This is a genomic window from Roseovarius tibetensis, assembly GCF_050896375.1.
Classification (GTDB): Bacteria; Pseudomonadota; Alphaproteobacteria; order Rhodobacterales; family Rhodobacteraceae; genus Roseovarius; species Roseovarius tibetensis.
In genome coordinates, this window is sequence record NZ_JBPBBB010000004.1 from 39030 (window position 1) to 53308 (window position 14279).

15 protein-coding genes are annotated in these 14279 nt (G+C 58.7%); 6 read left to right on the forward strand and 9 right to left on the reverse strand.

Annotated elements, in window-relative coordinates; genetic code table 11:
- Positions 1-14 precede the first annotated feature (14 nt).
- Genes ACROSR_RS04250 through rho form a run of 5 tightly spaced genes read right to left on the reverse strand, consistent with a single transcriptional unit; the run spans position 15 to position 5890 of the window.
- Positions 15-827, reverse strand: a complete 813-nt coding sequence (locus tag ACROSR_RS04250) for a ParA family protein (RefSeq protein ID WP_432682531.1) — start codon at positions 825-827, stop codon at positions 15-17.
- Positions 820-1434, reverse strand: coding sequence for a 16S rRNA (guanine(527)-N(7))-methyltransferase RsmG (rsmG, locus tag ACROSR_RS04255; RefSeq protein ID WP_432682532.1), 615 nt, complete (start codon positions 1432-1434; stop codon positions 820-822). Before rsmG ends, ACROSR_RS04250 begins: the two co-directional genes overlap by 8 nt.
- Complete coding sequence (mnmG, locus tag ACROSR_RS04260) at positions 1431-3293, reverse strand: tRNA uridine-5-carboxymethylaminomethyl(34) synthesis enzyme MnmG (RefSeq protein WP_432682533.1); 1863 nt, start codon at positions 3291-3293, stop codon at positions 1431-1433. Before mnmG ends, rsmG begins: the two co-directional genes overlap by 4 nt.
- A gap of 11 nt (positions 3294-3304) precedes the next feature.
- A complete protein-coding gene (mnmE, locus tag ACROSR_RS04265; protein ID WP_432682534.1) occupies positions 3305-4591 on the reverse strand; it encodes a tRNA uridine-5-carboxymethylaminomethyl(34) synthesis GTPase MnmE in 1287 nt (428 codons plus the stop codon).
- A gap of 27 nt (positions 4592-4618) precedes the next feature.
- Positions 4619-5890, reverse strand: a complete 1272-nt coding sequence (gene rho, locus ACROSR_RS04270; protein WP_432682535.1) for a transcription termination factor Rho — start codon at positions 5888-5890, stop codon at positions 4619-4621.
- Positions 5891-6407: 517 nt separating this feature from the next.
- Between rho and ACROSR_RS04275 the strand changes: the two genes are divergently transcribed.
- Genes ACROSR_RS04275 through dnaQ form a run of 4 tightly spaced genes read left to right on the forward strand, consistent with a single transcriptional unit; the run spans position 6408 to position 9148 of the window.
- Positions 6408-7007 (forward strand): Maf family protein, encoded by a 600-nt coding sequence (locus ACROSR_RS04275; RefSeq protein WP_432682536.1) that lies wholly within the window; start codon positions 6408-6410, stop codon positions 7005-7007.
- Positions 7004-7837 (forward strand): shikimate dehydrogenase, encoded by an 834-nt coding sequence (locus ACROSR_RS04280; RefSeq protein ID WP_432682537.1) that lies wholly within the window; start codon positions 7004-7006, stop codon positions 7835-7837. Before ACROSR_RS04275 ends, ACROSR_RS04280 begins: the two co-directional genes overlap by 4 nt.
- Complete coding sequence (gene coaE / locus ACROSR_RS04285) at positions 7834-8427, forward strand: dephospho-CoA kinase (RefSeq protein WP_432682538.1); 594 nt, start codon at positions 7834-7836, stop codon at positions 8425-8427. Before ACROSR_RS04280 ends, coaE begins: the two co-directional genes overlap by 4 nt.
- A complete protein-coding gene (dnaQ, locus tag ACROSR_RS04290; protein WP_432682539.1) occupies positions 8420-9148 on the forward strand; it encodes a DNA polymerase III subunit epsilon in 729 nt (242 codons plus the stop codon). The genes coaE and dnaQ overlap by 8 nt, the downstream gene beginning before the upstream one ends.
- A gap of 54 nt (positions 9149-9202) precedes the next feature.
- Here the strand turns inward: dnaQ and secB are convergent, their stop codons facing one another.
- Positions 9203-9730 (reverse strand): protein-export chaperone SecB, encoded by a 528-nt coding sequence (secB, locus tag ACROSR_RS04295; RefSeq protein WP_432682540.1) that lies wholly within the window; start codon positions 9728-9730, stop codon positions 9203-9205.
- A gap of 63 nt (positions 9731-9793) precedes the next feature.
- Positions 9794-10267 (reverse strand): FxsA family protein, encoded by a 474-nt coding sequence (locus ACROSR_RS04300; RefSeq protein ID WP_432682541.1) that lies wholly within the window; start codon positions 10265-10267, stop codon positions 9794-9796.
- A 108-nt stretch (positions 10268-10375) separates the two neighbouring features.
- Between ACROSR_RS04300 and ACROSR_RS04305 the strand changes: the two genes are divergently transcribed.
- Positions 10376-11035, forward strand: a complete 660-nt coding sequence (locus tag ACROSR_RS04305; protein ID WP_432682542.1) for a Tim44/TimA family putative adaptor protein — start codon at positions 10376-10378, stop codon at positions 11033-11035.
- Between the two features lie 144 nt (positions 11036-11179).
- Positions 11180-11773 carry a Smr/MutS family protein gene (locus tag ACROSR_RS04310; protein ID WP_432682543.1) on the forward strand — a complete coding sequence of 198 codons (594 nt, stop codon included), beginning with the start codon at positions 11180-11182 and terminating at the stop codon, positions 11771-11773.
- Here ACROSR_RS04310 and ACROSR_RS04315 read toward each other — a convergent pair.
- Together ACROSR_RS04315 and pheS are read right to left on the reverse strand one after the other, a co-directional pair.
- Complete coding sequence (locus tag ACROSR_RS04315; RefSeq protein ID WP_432682544.1) at positions 11756-12979, reverse strand: MFS transporter; 1224 nt, start codon at positions 12977-12979, stop codon at positions 11756-11758. The genes ACROSR_RS04310 and ACROSR_RS04315 overlap by 18 nt on opposite strands.
- 168 nt (positions 12980-13147) lie before the next feature.
- Positions 13148-14221, reverse strand: coding sequence for a phenylalanine--tRNA ligase subunit alpha (pheS, locus tag ACROSR_RS04320; RefSeq protein WP_432682545.1), 1074 nt, complete (start codon positions 14219-14221; stop codon positions 13148-13150).
- Positions 14222-14279: the final 58 nt, after the last annotated feature.

A 14279-nucleotide genomic window follows, 5' to 3' on the forward strand; every position in this document is an offset into this window, starting at 1 on the left:
TTCTCCCTTACGGCTCAGGCGGCCACGCGTGTGGTTTTTTCCAGAAGTTCCCGCGCCAGATCGCGATACGCCTGCGCGCCCTTCGAATTCGGATCGTAGCGCAGGACCGACAAAGCATACGACGGCGCCTCACTCAACCTGACGTTGCGTGGAATGCGCGTCTGGAACACGAGATCGCCCAGATTATCGCGGGCGTCTTTTTCGACCTGGCCTGATAGGTTATTGCGAGAATCGACCATCGTGATAACGATCCCCTCGATCCGCAGATCCTTGTTCACGCTTTGCCGCACCTCGCGGATCGTCAGCATGAGCTGTGACAATCCTTCAAGGGCGTAGAACTCGCTTTGAAGTGGAACGAGAACGGAATGTGCTGCAACCATCGCATTGATTGTGAGCATGTTGAGGGACGGCGGACAGTCGATCAGGACGAAATCGAGGTTATGTGCGTCGATTGCACGCTGACGCAACGCGTTCCGCAGCAGAAATATACGTTTTTCGTTTGAAATCAGGTCGATATCTGCAGACGACAGATCAACCGTCGCCGGTACGATAAGCAAATTATCTTCGTTGGTATTCTGAATGATCTGATCAAGTGCGACGTCTTCGTCCAAAAGCAAGTCATACGTCGTGAAGTTACGATCCCCGGGTTCGATACCAAGGCCAGTCGATGCGTTACCCTGAGGGTCGAGATCCAGGATGAGAACACGCGCGCCACCAGCCGCGAGGGCTGCGCCCAGATTTATGGTTGTTGTGGTTTTCCCGACACCGCCCTTTTGATTGGCGATAGCGATGATTTTCGGCGATGTTTGAAGGCGGGGATCAGACACGGTGTACTCCTGCAACGTTGAGAATTACCGAGTTGTCTTGTACCACACTTTTAACGGCGGAATAGGTGAATTGCCACGTCTGTTGTGCATCGCGCAGCTCTTTTTCCCAATGTCGACCCTTGTGTAAAAGTGCCACGCCCTCTGGTGACAAATGACGGTTGGTGAAATCCAGTAGCTTGATCATATGCGCGAGTGCGCGCGCGGAGACGACATCAGCGCCCTGTGGGGTAACATTTTCTATACGGTCCGTGATCACGGTAGCATCCACACCAGTCTCGCGCAGCACAGTGCGAAGAAATGCGGATTTACGCGCATCACTCTCGATCAAGGTGATCTTTCCGCGACTGCCATTTTCATATGCCAAGATCGCGACGACTAGGCCGGGAAACCCACCCCCTGACCCAAGATCGACCCAGTGTTCGAAGTATGTCGGCGCTTGGTTATATAGCTGCGCTGAATCCGTTATGTGGCGTGACCGAAGATCAGCGATCGTTGACGGCGCGACAAGATTGATCTTCGGGTTCCACTTGCGAAGGAGTGCCGCGTAGATATCAAGGCGATCATGTGTTTCACGTGAAACATTCAAGCCGTAGGTGTCGTCGCTCACGCCGATTTCACCCGTTGATCATTCTTCAGGTTTACCAATAAAAGCGTCAATGCCGCTGGTGTCATACCCTCAATCCGCGCCGCCTGAGCCAAATCCTGCGGCCTGACCGTTTCCAGTTTGGTTTTTAGTTCATTCGACAATCCGTCAACACTCACGAAATCAAAATCACGTGGTATCACATGTGCCTCGTCGCGACGCAGCATTTCGACATCGCGGGCTTGACGATCAATGTAATTAGCGTACAGCGCCTCCGTCTTGAGTTGGTGCCGGATTGGAGCCTTCACTTCCTTAAGATCCAGCTCGAGGTTTATAAGATCCTCGAAACCCACTTCCTGAAACGCAAGAACTTGAAATAAGGTTCGTTTGGTGCCGTCTTGCGTAACAGAAAGGCCAGCCGCAGACAGCTGTTTTGGTGTATATTTACGTGCCTGTAAAAGCTCACGCCCGGCTTTCAGGTTTTCCAGTTTTTCGTCAAAGACCTTACGCCGACGGTCTTCGACGCACCCAAGCGTGAGTCCTAGAGGTGTGAGACGCTGGTCCGCATTGTCTGCGCGCAACGAAAGGCGGAACTCGGCACGCGACGTGAACATGCGATACGGCTCGGAAACGCCACGCGTCGTTAAGTCGTCAATCATCACCCCGATATAGCTTTCAGTGCGGCTGAACCTGACCGGCTCATCCCGTCTTGAATGCCGGACTGCATTGATACCGGCCACCAGTCCTTGTGCCGCTGCCTCCTCGTACCCCGTTGTCCCATTGATCTGCCCTGCAAGAAACAGCCCATCCACAGACTTGACCGAGAGGCTTTGTGTCAACGCCCGCGGATCTACGTAGTCATACTCAATCGCGTAGCCGGGTTGCAGTATGTCAACATTGGACAATCCCACTATCGAGCGGACATAGTCCAATTGCACTGATTCCGGAAGCGATGTCGAAATCCCGTTTGGGTAAATAACATCATCCGACAAGGATTCTGGTTCTAGAAAGACCTGATGCGCAGTCTTGTCGGCAAATCGGACGACCTTGTCCTCGATCGATGGGCAGTATCGCGGGCCCGAACCCTGGATGTGCCCGCCATACATGGCCGATTTATCTAGATTCGCTCGGATAATATCATGCGTGCGCTCGTTTGTATGCGTGATGCCGCATGCAATCTGCCGGGCCATAGGCTTGGTAGACAGGAAGGAAAACAACACCGGATCATCATCTGCCGGTTGGGTATCGAGGTTTCGCCAATCAATTGTCTTTCCATCAAGGCGCGGAGGTGTTCCAGTCTTGAGACGCCCCAGTGGAAGGCCGAAACTGTCAATGCGTTCGGCAAGTGTCACGCTTGGATCCTCGCCCATGCGGCCGCCGGGATAGGATCGATCCCCGATATGGATCATCCCGCGGAGGAACGTGCCTGTGGTCAAAACCGTGGCATGCGACATGATCTTGGACTGATCCGCCAAAATGACGCCAGCAACAGCGCCCTTTTCCATAATCAGATCAGAGACTTCAGCCTCTATGACGGTCAAGTTTTCACACAATGCCATCTCCGATGACATAGCCTTCTGATAAATCTTGCGGTCGGCCTGGGTTCTTGGCCCCTGCACAGCAGGTCCCTTGCGCCGGTTCAAAAGACGAAACTGTATGCCCGCCCGGTCAGCCACGCGGCCCATAAGCCCGTCCAACGCGTCAATCTCTCTGACGAGATGGCCCTTTCCAAGTCCCCCGATGGCAGGGTTACACGACATGACGCCGATTTTATCTTCCGAAAGGGTCACCAACGCCGTCGAAGCGCCCATTCGCGCCGCAACATGCGCAGCTTCCGCCCCGGCGTGCCCCCCACCGATAACGATGACGTCGAAATGTTTCACGTGAAACAACCTCATTTTCCGATGCAGAAGCTTTTGAAGATATCATCAAGCACGGACTCGATATCTACCCTACCTACCAGAGAATCGAGCGCCCGGATAGCCGTATGAAGATCTTCTGCGGCCATATCCGTCATCTCTTCGCCCTCGCTCAAACACGTCAGGGCAGCTTCCAACGACAAGCAGCCTTTTCGCATTGCCATTTCGTGGCGCATCCGAATTGCAGCCCCTGCCCCTTGGGCCCGGTGCGTAAGCACCTCAGCGATGCGGGCCACAAGCGCATCCACCCCCTGCCCGGTCAACCCGGACACGCCACCCCCTGCGGCCTTGTGTAAATCTGCTTTGGGGGTGAGGAAGATATCCCCAGCCTCTATCAAGTCCGAGAACTCGTCGATCTCGTCCCCAAGGCACACTCTAAGATCGGCACGCATCGCCCTTTCGCGCGCACGTTCTATCCCAAGCGTTTCGATCGTGTCGTCGCTTTGCCGCAACCCGGCCGTGTCGAGGATCGTTACCGGTAACCCCTTGAGATCCATCCGAACCTCTATCACGTCCCGCGTTGTTCCCGCGTGTTCAGAGGTGATCGCCGCATCTCGGCCTGCCAGTCTGTTGAGAAGTGTCGATTTCCCGACATTCGGTGCCCCGATTATCGCGACCTCGAAACCGTCACGTATCCGTTCCGCGATATAGCGTCCCGAAATTTGTTTCTCGAGATCCTGAATCACCGCTGATACCAGCCCGATCACATCGGGCAACAACGTCTCGGGTATATCCTCATCCGCGAAATCAATGGTCGCTTCCAGCAAGGCAACGGCCCGGATCAAATCCGTGCGCCAGCGTTCGCATACCTGGCCCAACTCACCTGACAGCACACGCATTGCCTGGCGTCTTTGTGCCTCTGTCTCGGACTCGATCAAGTCGGACAATGCCTCAACCTGCGTCAGGTCAAGGCGGCCGTTCGACAGAGCGCGACGCGTAAATTCGCCAGGTTCCGCCGGGCGCAAGCCGTCAAGGCACCGCAACACATGAAGTAGTGCCGATATGATCGCGGGACTGCCATGCACCTGGAATTCAAGGACATTTTCACCCGTAAAGCTTGCCTGCTCCGGGAAATAAAGAACAAGACCCTCGTCAAGCACGTTTCCGACAGGATCTTTCAAGGTCCTCAACGTGGCAAAGCGAGGCTTGGGCAAGCCCCCACAGATCTCTGCCGCCACGACTGGAACTTCCGGACCCGAAACACGGATTATGGCGACACCCGCCTTGCCTTGAGCTGTCGACAGGGCAAAGATCGTATCCATTCCAGACCCTTCAAGCACAGGCTGCGGTCAGGTGTTCATCGAGTCGAAAAACTCCGAGTTTGTCTTGGTCTGCTTCAGCTTCGACAACAGGAATTCCACGGCGTCCGTTGTGCCCATCGGGTTCAGGATGCGGCGCAATACAAAAGTCTTTTGCAGATCGGCCTTGTCGATCAACATCTCTTCCTTCCGCGTTCCGGATTTCAGGATGTCGATGGCCGGGAACACCCGTTTGTCCGCGACCTTACGATCGAGGATGAGCTCCGAGTTGCCTGTCCCTTTGAATTCTTCAAAGATCACCTCGTCCATCCGGCTCCCGGTTTCGATCAATGCGGTTGCGATGATCGTCAACGACCCGCCTTCCTCGATGTTGCGCGCCGCCCCAAAAAAACGTTTTGGCCGTTGCAGAGCGTTTGCATCAACCCCGCCGGTCAACACCTTACCGGAGGATGGAACCACCGTGTTGAAGGCCCGCCCCAGGCGCGTGATGGAATCCAGAAGGATGACCACGTCCCTTTTGTGCTCCACAAGGCGCTTTGCCTTTTCCATGACCATTTCGGACACGGCCACATGTCGTGACGCCGGTTCGTCGAAAGTGGAGCTGACCACCTCGCCGTGCACCGACCGTTTCATGTCAGTCACCTCTTCCGGTCGCTCATCGATCAGAAGAACGATCAAATAGCAATCGGGGTGGTTTTTCTCGATGCTGTTCGCGATGTTTTGCAGGATGACCGTCTTACCCGTCCGCGGCGGCGCTACGATCAGCGAGCGTTGTCCTTTCCCGATGGGTGCCACGAGGTCGATAACACGCGCGGTGCGATCCTTGATCGTCGGATCCTCGATCTCCATCTTCAACCGCTCGTCCGGGTATAGCGGAGTCAGGTTCTCGAACGCGATCTTGTGCCGTGCCCGTTCCGGATCTTCGTAGTTGATCTGCGTAACCGAGGTCAGTGCAAAATATCGTTCCGTTTCATCGGGTTGACGCATCTCACCTTCGATCGTGTCGCCGGTGCGAAGCGAATATTGCCGGATCATGTCCGGCGACACGTAAATATCGTCTGGTCCGGGCAGATAGTTTGCCTCGGTCGACCTGAGAAACCCAAAGCCGTCCTGCAGAACCTCAAGCACGCCGTCACCGAAAACCACCCAGTCGTCTTCGGCGCGTTCCTTGAGGATCGAGAACATCATCTCGCCCTTGCGCATCGTCGACGCGTTCTCGATCTCGAGCTCTTCTGCAATGGTCAGAAGTTCTTTTGCGGTGAGGGTTTTGAGATCAGAGAGATTCAGGCGATCTTCAGACATTTAGGTTCCTGTAACCGTGCTGCGCTGCGCGGTATTTCATGCTTTGGGGAATGTGTACTCGGACGAGCTTCGTTTGATTACTTCGTCTTAGACCAATGGTCAAGATACACGCTGTTTGTCGGTTGCTCCGGCCGTCATCGAGCCGCGCATCTGTCTTCACCCTTAAAATAAGATTTATAAAAGTGAAGATTGTGTTATAGGCAACGAAATGTCAGTGGATAAGTTATTGTCCCCAATCTTATCCACAGGCTGTGAAGGTTCCACGTCTCGTAAAATCGATTTCGTCCTAACTTAGCGTTTTAATATCAGTGATTTACGACGCTGACTATGCGATCACTTGAGAACATACGTGAACTCTTGAAGTTTTATCCACACGAGAAACATATACCGATCCACGGTGGATAAAGGAGCGTCAAAATTGGTGGTGGGCCCCCCGTTCGGTGGGCAAGACTGTTGGGATGGATTTCTTGCCTGTTTCTTCTTAAGACGCGGGCAGTCTATGCTCAGGGTTATACACATGATGTCCACGCTTGTCCTCGCCTCGACGTCCCGCATCCGGCATGAGCTTTTGGAAAAGGCTGGCCTGTCGATCGAGGTCACGGCGCCCCGAGTCGACGAGGCGATGATTCGTGACGCCATGTTGGCGGAACAGTTTAGCCCGCGCGACATCGCGGATGGCCTTGCAGAGGCCAAGGCGATGCGGGTCAGCCGCAAGAGGCCGGGGGCGATGGTGCTTGGCTGCGACCAGGTGCTCGATCTCGACGGTAAGGTCCTGTCAAAACCGGCGACACCCGATGAGGCCCGTGCGCAGTTATTGTCCATGCGCGGGCGGCGACACGATCTTTTGTCCGCCGCTGTCATCTGTCAGGACGGCGAGCCTATCTGGCGGCATGTTGGTCGTGCCCGCCTGACTGTGCGTCAATTCTCGGATGACTGGATTGACACCTATATAAAGCGTAACTGGCCGGACATTGCAGAAACCGTGGGAGCCTACAAGCTCGAGGCCGAGGGTGTTCGGTTGTTCTCGAAGATCGAAGGTGACTATTTCACGATACTCGGCCTTCCATTGCTTGATCTTCTGTCATTCCTTACCCTTCGCGGAGATCTGCCCACATGACGCATCCAAGACTGCCGCTGGCGGGTGTCATCGGCTCGCCCATAGCGCATTCCCGATCACCACAACTGCATCAGCACTGGCTTCACTCGCTCGGGATAGCCGGGTACTACATCCCGATGCATGTCGAGCCTGACAATTTGGAAACGGGTCTTCGCACGCTTCCGAAACTGGGTTTTGTCGGGGTAAACGCGACCGTTCCGCACAAGGAAAGGGCGCTCGAGATCGCTGACCATGTTAGCGACCGGGCGCGGCTGATTGGCGCGGCCAACACGCTGACATTTGGGCCGGACGGCAACATCCACGCGGACAATACCGATGCGTATGGTTTTGAGCAGAACCTGCGCCAGACCGTGCCCGCCTGGCAACCGTCACGTGGCCCCGCCGCGATCTTCGGGGCCGGAGGAGCCGCGCGTGCCGTGGTCGTGGCCTTGCTGGACTCGGGCGTGCCGGAGGTCCGGATCACAAACCGGACCCGGTCTCGCGCCGAGGCACTGCAACAGCAATTCGGTGAGCGTCTGACGGTTGTCGATTGGGACCGGGCGGATGACATGATCGGGGACGCGGTCACGGTGGTCAACACCACATCCCTTGGTATGACCGGTCATGCCCCGTGGTCCGTTCCGCTTGACGCGTTGCGTCCAGGCACGGTGGTGACGGACCTCGTCTATGCGCCGCTGGAAACGCAATTTTTGGCAGCGGCGCGCGCCAAGGGCTGCACGTGTGTCGATGGCCTTGGCATGCTTCTGCATCAGGCGGTGCCCGCGTTCGAGCGGTGGTTCGGCGCATGTCCAACGGTCGATGACGCGCTGCGCCAGGCGGTGTTGCGATGACGTTTCGCCTTGGCCTGACCGGGTCCATAGGGATGGGCAAATCCACGACGGCACACATGTTCGCCGAGGCGGGATGCGCGGTCTGGGACGCGGACGCGGCCGTGCACCGGCTTTATTCGTCCGGCGGCGCAGCAGTCGCGCCCATTGCTGCGGAATTTCCAAATGCCATACGTGACGGTACGGTGTGCCGGGATGTGCTCAAGTCCATCATTCAGGACGATCCGCAGGCGCTTGGCCGCATCGAGAACATCGTCCATCCGCTTGTCTTGGAGGATCGGGCCGGTTTCCTTGCTACAGCGAACGCTGATGTGACGGTGCTGGATATCCCCCTGCTGTTCGAGACAGGTGCGGATGCGGACATGGATGCCACCGTGACGGTCACGACATCCGCGGCGCAGCAAAGGCAGCGCGTTCTGGCGCGTGGCACGATGACCGAGGCCCAGTTCGACGCCATTGTCGCAAAACAGATGCCGGACGCGGAAAAAAGGACGCGCGCCGATTACGTAATCGAAACGGATACGCTTGAGCATGCCCGCGCGCAGGTTCAGACTGTCTTGGCGGACATTGAAAAGACCAGACACCATGCGTGAAATCGTTCTTGATACGGAAACCACGGGCTTTGACCCGGAGACGGGTGATCGGATCGTCGAAATCGGTGCGATCGAACTGTACAATCACATGCCGACCGGCCGGAATTTCCACGAATACATCAACCCGGAACGCGGTATGCCAGACGAGGCATTCGGCGTCCACGGAATCGGTCCCGATCTGCTGCTCGTGCCTCGCCCGCCAAGGGATGGCGAGATTGTGTTGAAGGACAAACCCCTGTTTCGTCAGGTGGCACAACCGTTCCTCGACTTCGTCGGTGATGCCAAGTTGGTCATTCATAACGCCGCGTTCGACATGAAGTTCTTGAATGCAGAGCTGGGCTGGCTGGGGCTGCAGCACCTGCCTTGGGAACGGGCAATAGATACGCTGACAATGGCGCGGCAAAAGTTTCCCGGATCACCGGCATCGCTGGATGCGTTGTGCCGCCGGTTCGCGATCAACAACACCTCGCGGACCCTGCACGGCGCGCTCCTCGACTCCGAGATACTGGCAGAGGTTTATCTGGAACTGATCGGTGGACGTCAGCCGGATTTCGGCCTTGCACGGCGCCCATCGGATGGCGCCGATATCTCGGGTGGTGACGCCGGATGGCGGCCGGGGCCGCGCCCTGCCGCGCTGACCTCGCGGCTCACCCCGCAGGAAGATGCGGCCCACCGTGCCTTTGTCGAAACGATGGGCGACGCCGCGCTGTGGACCCGTTGATCCGGCGCGACGTCGTCTGATGGGCGTTCCGCGTGGTCTGTCCGGTCTTTTCGGTCAGGCGTCTGCGCCCTTGGTCTCGGATTCGGCCTGACGACGGGCAAGCTCGTTGCGGTAAAGCTGCACGAAATCGATATTCTCAAGGTTGAGGGGCGGGAATCCGCCATCGCGCGTGACATCGCTGACAATGCGGCGAATGAACGGAAAGATCATGCGCGGGCACTCGATCAGAAGGAACGGGTGTATCTGATCCTCGGGCACGTTCTCGACATGGAACACGCCCACGTAATCCAGCTCCATGACGAACAGCATTTCGCCGGAACCCTTGTTCTTTGACGTGATGTTGAGCTTGGACGCCACCTCGTACTGATGTTCGGTCGACCGTTTCTTCGCGTCCAGATTGACCGACACCTGAACATCCGGTGTCACCTCTCCGCCGGTGCCGCGCTGCGCCAAGACGTTTTCGAAGGACAGATCGCGAACGAACTGCGTCATGATGTGCAGGCGCACCTTTGAGCCAGCGTCGGCTGCGGCCCCGTTTTCAGGACCGCTTTCGGTCGCGGCCCCGTTTTCCTGATCTGCCATTGGGAACTCTCCTGAAGGCTCGAATTGCTGTGGGCGTCTGCATAGCAGGCGGTGCGAAGGGTCTCAATGCCTTGTCCGGTTCCTTCCGCCGCCCGTGCCGGTGCGGGGCGGATCCAGATCCTCGAACTCGGCATCGATCACGTCGGGCGGATCATGCGGCCGGTGTTGTGGCGTGCTTTCGAACGTCGCCATGTGAACACGTTTGCGGATCTCCGTGAAAATCCGTCTGCGCACCGGCGGTGACAACAGGGCAAACCCGACCAGGTCGGTGAAAAACCCCGGCGTCAACAACAAGGCGCCAGCAAACAGGATCATCGCGCCGTGGGCGAGAGGTTCCGACGGGTCCTCGACATCAGAGAAGCTGCGCCGCAATTCGGCCATGGCGAGCGTCCCCTGAAGGCGCAGCAGCCATGTCCCGAGCAAGGCGGTCAGCACGACCAGCGCCAGCGTCGGCCACAGGCCGATAAATCCCCCGACCTGTATGAAAAGGGCAATTTCGATCAATGGCACCGCGATGAACGCGAGCAGAAGCCACATGCATGATCCTCCTTCGATTTCCACTCCCATGGTGGACTTGACAGGCCACGTCACCTACATAGGCAGGAACGACAAAGCTTACCATGCCCCGCACAGGATGAGGTGCCCATGAATTCGCCGATATTGCAGCTACTGGTGCTCGCCGGGATCGCCATTTTTCTGATCTTGCGCCTGAAAAGCGTGCTGGGCACCCGCGACGGGTTCGAAGGCTCGCCGCGCGCACAGACCACGGGCGGCCCGACATCCCGACGTGAATTCGAGGTCATCGAGGGTGGGCCGGATCACGACATTATCGATCACGTCCCCGAGGATTCCGACGCGGCCGCCGCCCTTGCAGAGATGAAGCGGATTGAACCGGACTTCAGCGTCACCGAGTTTCTCCAAGGCGCGCGCCAGGCGTACGAAATGATCCTGATGGCGTTTGAAAAGGGCAAGCTGGATGATGTGATGCCGTTCATGGACCGCGACGTCTACGAGGCGTTCGCGCAAGTCGTGGACGAGCGTGAGAAGAACGGTCTTACGATCGAGGCTGAATTCATGGGTGTGCGCGACCTTGCCCTTGCCGATGCGCGGTTCGATCCCGAAACCCGTCGGTCCGAAATCGATGTGCGCGCCGTTGCAGAACTGGTGTCGGTTGTTCGCAACGCCGAAGGCGAGATCATCGAGGGCGAACCGGGTCAAAGCAAGCGCCAGAAAGATATCTGGACGTACGAGCGTATCATGGGCTCGGACGATCCCAACTGGCGGCTTGTTGCCACCGGCGAATGACTCGCGGGCAGATTCTGCCATGACCTGCCGAGACCATGAAGCCAAATGTCAGGGCCTGACATGCCGTGCTCCATCCAATCGGGGCGTGGTCGCCGTCCACGTCAGGTGGCGTCCGGCCCTGACAGGATCGGAAGGATGCGGGGGATGAGCCGGCGACGACTGCGCCCGGACGAGGTGACGCTGTGGCAAGAGGTTGCACGACAAACCACGCCGCTGTCCTCCAACCGGAAACCGTCCGCCGCATCCTTCACCGATCCCCCGAAAGAGACACGGCCGGTTCCACACCAGCCCGTCGCGCCATCCAGGTTTCAAGTTGGACAAAAGGGTGACGACAGCGCGCCCCGACACGACGTGCTGCCACCCTTGGCCGAACGTATCCGGTCCGCCCCGGTTTCCATGGACAAAAAGGCGTTTCAACGCCTCAAGCGGGGCAAGCTCGTCCCCGAGGCCAAGCTTGACCTGCACGGTATGACGCTTGAACAGGCGCACCCGACGTTGAACGGCTTCATCCTGAACTCGCACGCCGCCGGGCGTCGCCTTGTCCTGATCGTGACGGGCAAGGGACGCGACCGCGATCCCGGCGATGCGGTGCCCATACGCCGCGGGCTGCTGCGCCATAACGTGCCGCAATGGCTGCGCATGGCGCCCTTGTCGTCACTCGTCCTGCAGATCACCGAGGCGCATCTGAAACATGGCGGTGGCGGCGCGTATTACGTCTATCTAAGGCGCCAGCGATAGCGCCGGCCGCGCGCGCGATACCCCGATCGCCATCATCACGGTCGAAAACACGAAATACCCCGCGATCAGGGCGAACTGTGTTTCAATGCCCAGCCCCATATCGAGCGCCAACCCGGTGATCCCCGGGCCCATGGCGGTGCCGAACACCATGATAGCGGCGGCCATCGCCTTGATGCGACCGATATTCGCGGTGCCGTAGAACTCTGCCCAGAACGCGTTTGGCACGATGCTGTTGGCACCAGTGGTCATGGCCAGAAAGACGAACCCGGCCAAAAGCAAAAGCGGTCCGTCCGAGACCGAGAATATCAGGAATCCAACGATCATGGGAAGCTGTATGAACGGCAGGACCCGCCCGGTGCCAAGACGATCAAGCGCGAATCCCGACAGGAACATCGACCCGATCACCACGACGGTATAGATCGGAAACATCGCGACGAACTCGACATGCGTAACCTGCTTCACCTCGGCAATATGGACCTGGTGAAAGAAGAATGCGGTGTTGAACGATGCCGGCCCCAGCAGGGCGGGAACCATGAACCAGAACAGGAAGTGCCGCAACGCCTGTGCCCGCGTCCAGTGCTGTCCCCCCATGCCCAGGGACTGGCTGGTCTGTGCCCAGCTTTGCGGGGTCCGTTCCCGACGCAATAGCATCATCAGGACCGGCATACCCAGCACGGCGACCGTTGCCGCCACGACCCACAGCATCCGCCAGTCATGGACCACCAGTAGCGACACGAAGATCAGCGGCAACAGCGACTCGCCCACGGCATTGCCCAACGTGGCGATGGACAGCGCGCGTCCACGGCTCGCGATGAACCAGCGCGCCATTGCCACCACTGCAAGATGGCTCATCATCCCCTGCCCCGTAAAGCGCAGCGCGAAGATCACCACCGGCAACAGCCACCAGACCGGGTTGAATGCCATGGAAAGACATGCGCCGGTCATCAACACCAGCACCAGCGGCGCCAGTACCCGCACCCGGAAGCGATCGGTCAGACCCCCGGCCCAGACCATGGCCAACGCCGAGGTCGCGGTGCCCGCCGTGTAGATCGCGCCCCATTCCCCGTGGCTGAGTGCGAACACCCCACGGATCTCGCCCGCGAAGATCGAGATGAAATAGGTCTGCCCGAAACTGCTGAGAAAGGTCAGCAATACACCGGCCGCAAGCCACGGCGCATTGTCGCGGAGAAAGACGAGAATCGACATGCCCTCTCCTCGCGTGAAACGGGGCCAAAGGAAAGCCCGACACAGCGCCAGCGCACCCTACCGTCAGTCGCCGCGAATTCCGTCCCGCAGCTTCATCTTTCCAAAAATACTCACGGCACCGGCCGACGCCTGCCGACCGACTATCGATCTCGGGACCGTCGGATGGTGTTACCGGCTCAACCCGCCATGCAGCGTCGGAACGTCGAGTGCGCCAAACCCGTAATGCCGCAGCCAGCGCAGGTCGGAATCGAAGAACGCGCGCAGATCGGGGATGCCGTATTTCAGCATCGCGATCCGGTCGATGCCCATGCCGAAGGCAAATCCCTGCCACTGGGTCGGATCGATATTGCCGGCCTCCAGCACCTTCGGATGCACCATGCCCGACCCGAGGATCTCCAGCCAGTCGTCGCCTTCACCCACTTTCAGCGTGCCACCCGACCACGAACAGCGAATGTCGACCTCGGCCGAGGGTTCGGTGAACGGGAAATGCGAGGCACGGAAGCGCAGCTCGACATCGTCAACTTCGAAGAACGCCTTCACGAACTCTTCCAGCACCCATTTGAGATTGGCCATGCTGATGTCGCGATCAATCGCCAGCCCCTCGACCTGATGGAACATCGGCGTGTGGGTCTGGTCGTAATCGGCGCGATAGACGCGACCGGGCGCGATCACCCTCAGGGGCGCTCCTTCGGCCTGCATCGTGCGGATCTGCACCGGCGAGGTATGCGTTCGCAGCACGTGCGGCGGGCGCTCGTCGCCATCCGCCCGGTGAGTGTAGAACGTGTCCATTTCGGCACGTGCCGGGTGGTGAGACGGAATATTCAGCGCGTCGAAATTGTACCAGTCGGATTCGATCTGCGGGCCCTCGGCCACGGCAAAGCCCATATCGGCGAAGATCGCGGTCACTTCCTCTGTCACCTGGCTGACCGGGTGGATGGTGCCGGCGCGGCGTGGGCGCGCGGGCAGCGTCACGTCCAGCCATTCCTCGCGCAGCCTTGCGTCAAGGGCGGCATCGGCCAGCGCCTGCTTGCGGGCGGCCAGCGCCGAGTTGATCTCGTCCTTCAGCGCGTTCAGCGCGGGCCCCATCGTCTGGCGTTCCTCGGGCGTCATCTTGCCCAGTTCGCGCATCTTCAGGCTGATTTCGCCCTTCTTGCCGACCGCCTGCACGCGCAGCGCCTCCAGCTCGGCCTCGTCCTTGGCCGCGGCGATCGCCGCCAGGTATTTGTTCCGCAGATCGTCCATCACATCCATCCCGCTGGTATCGTGGCCGGGTTAGCCGTCCCCGGGCCGGTGTGCAAGC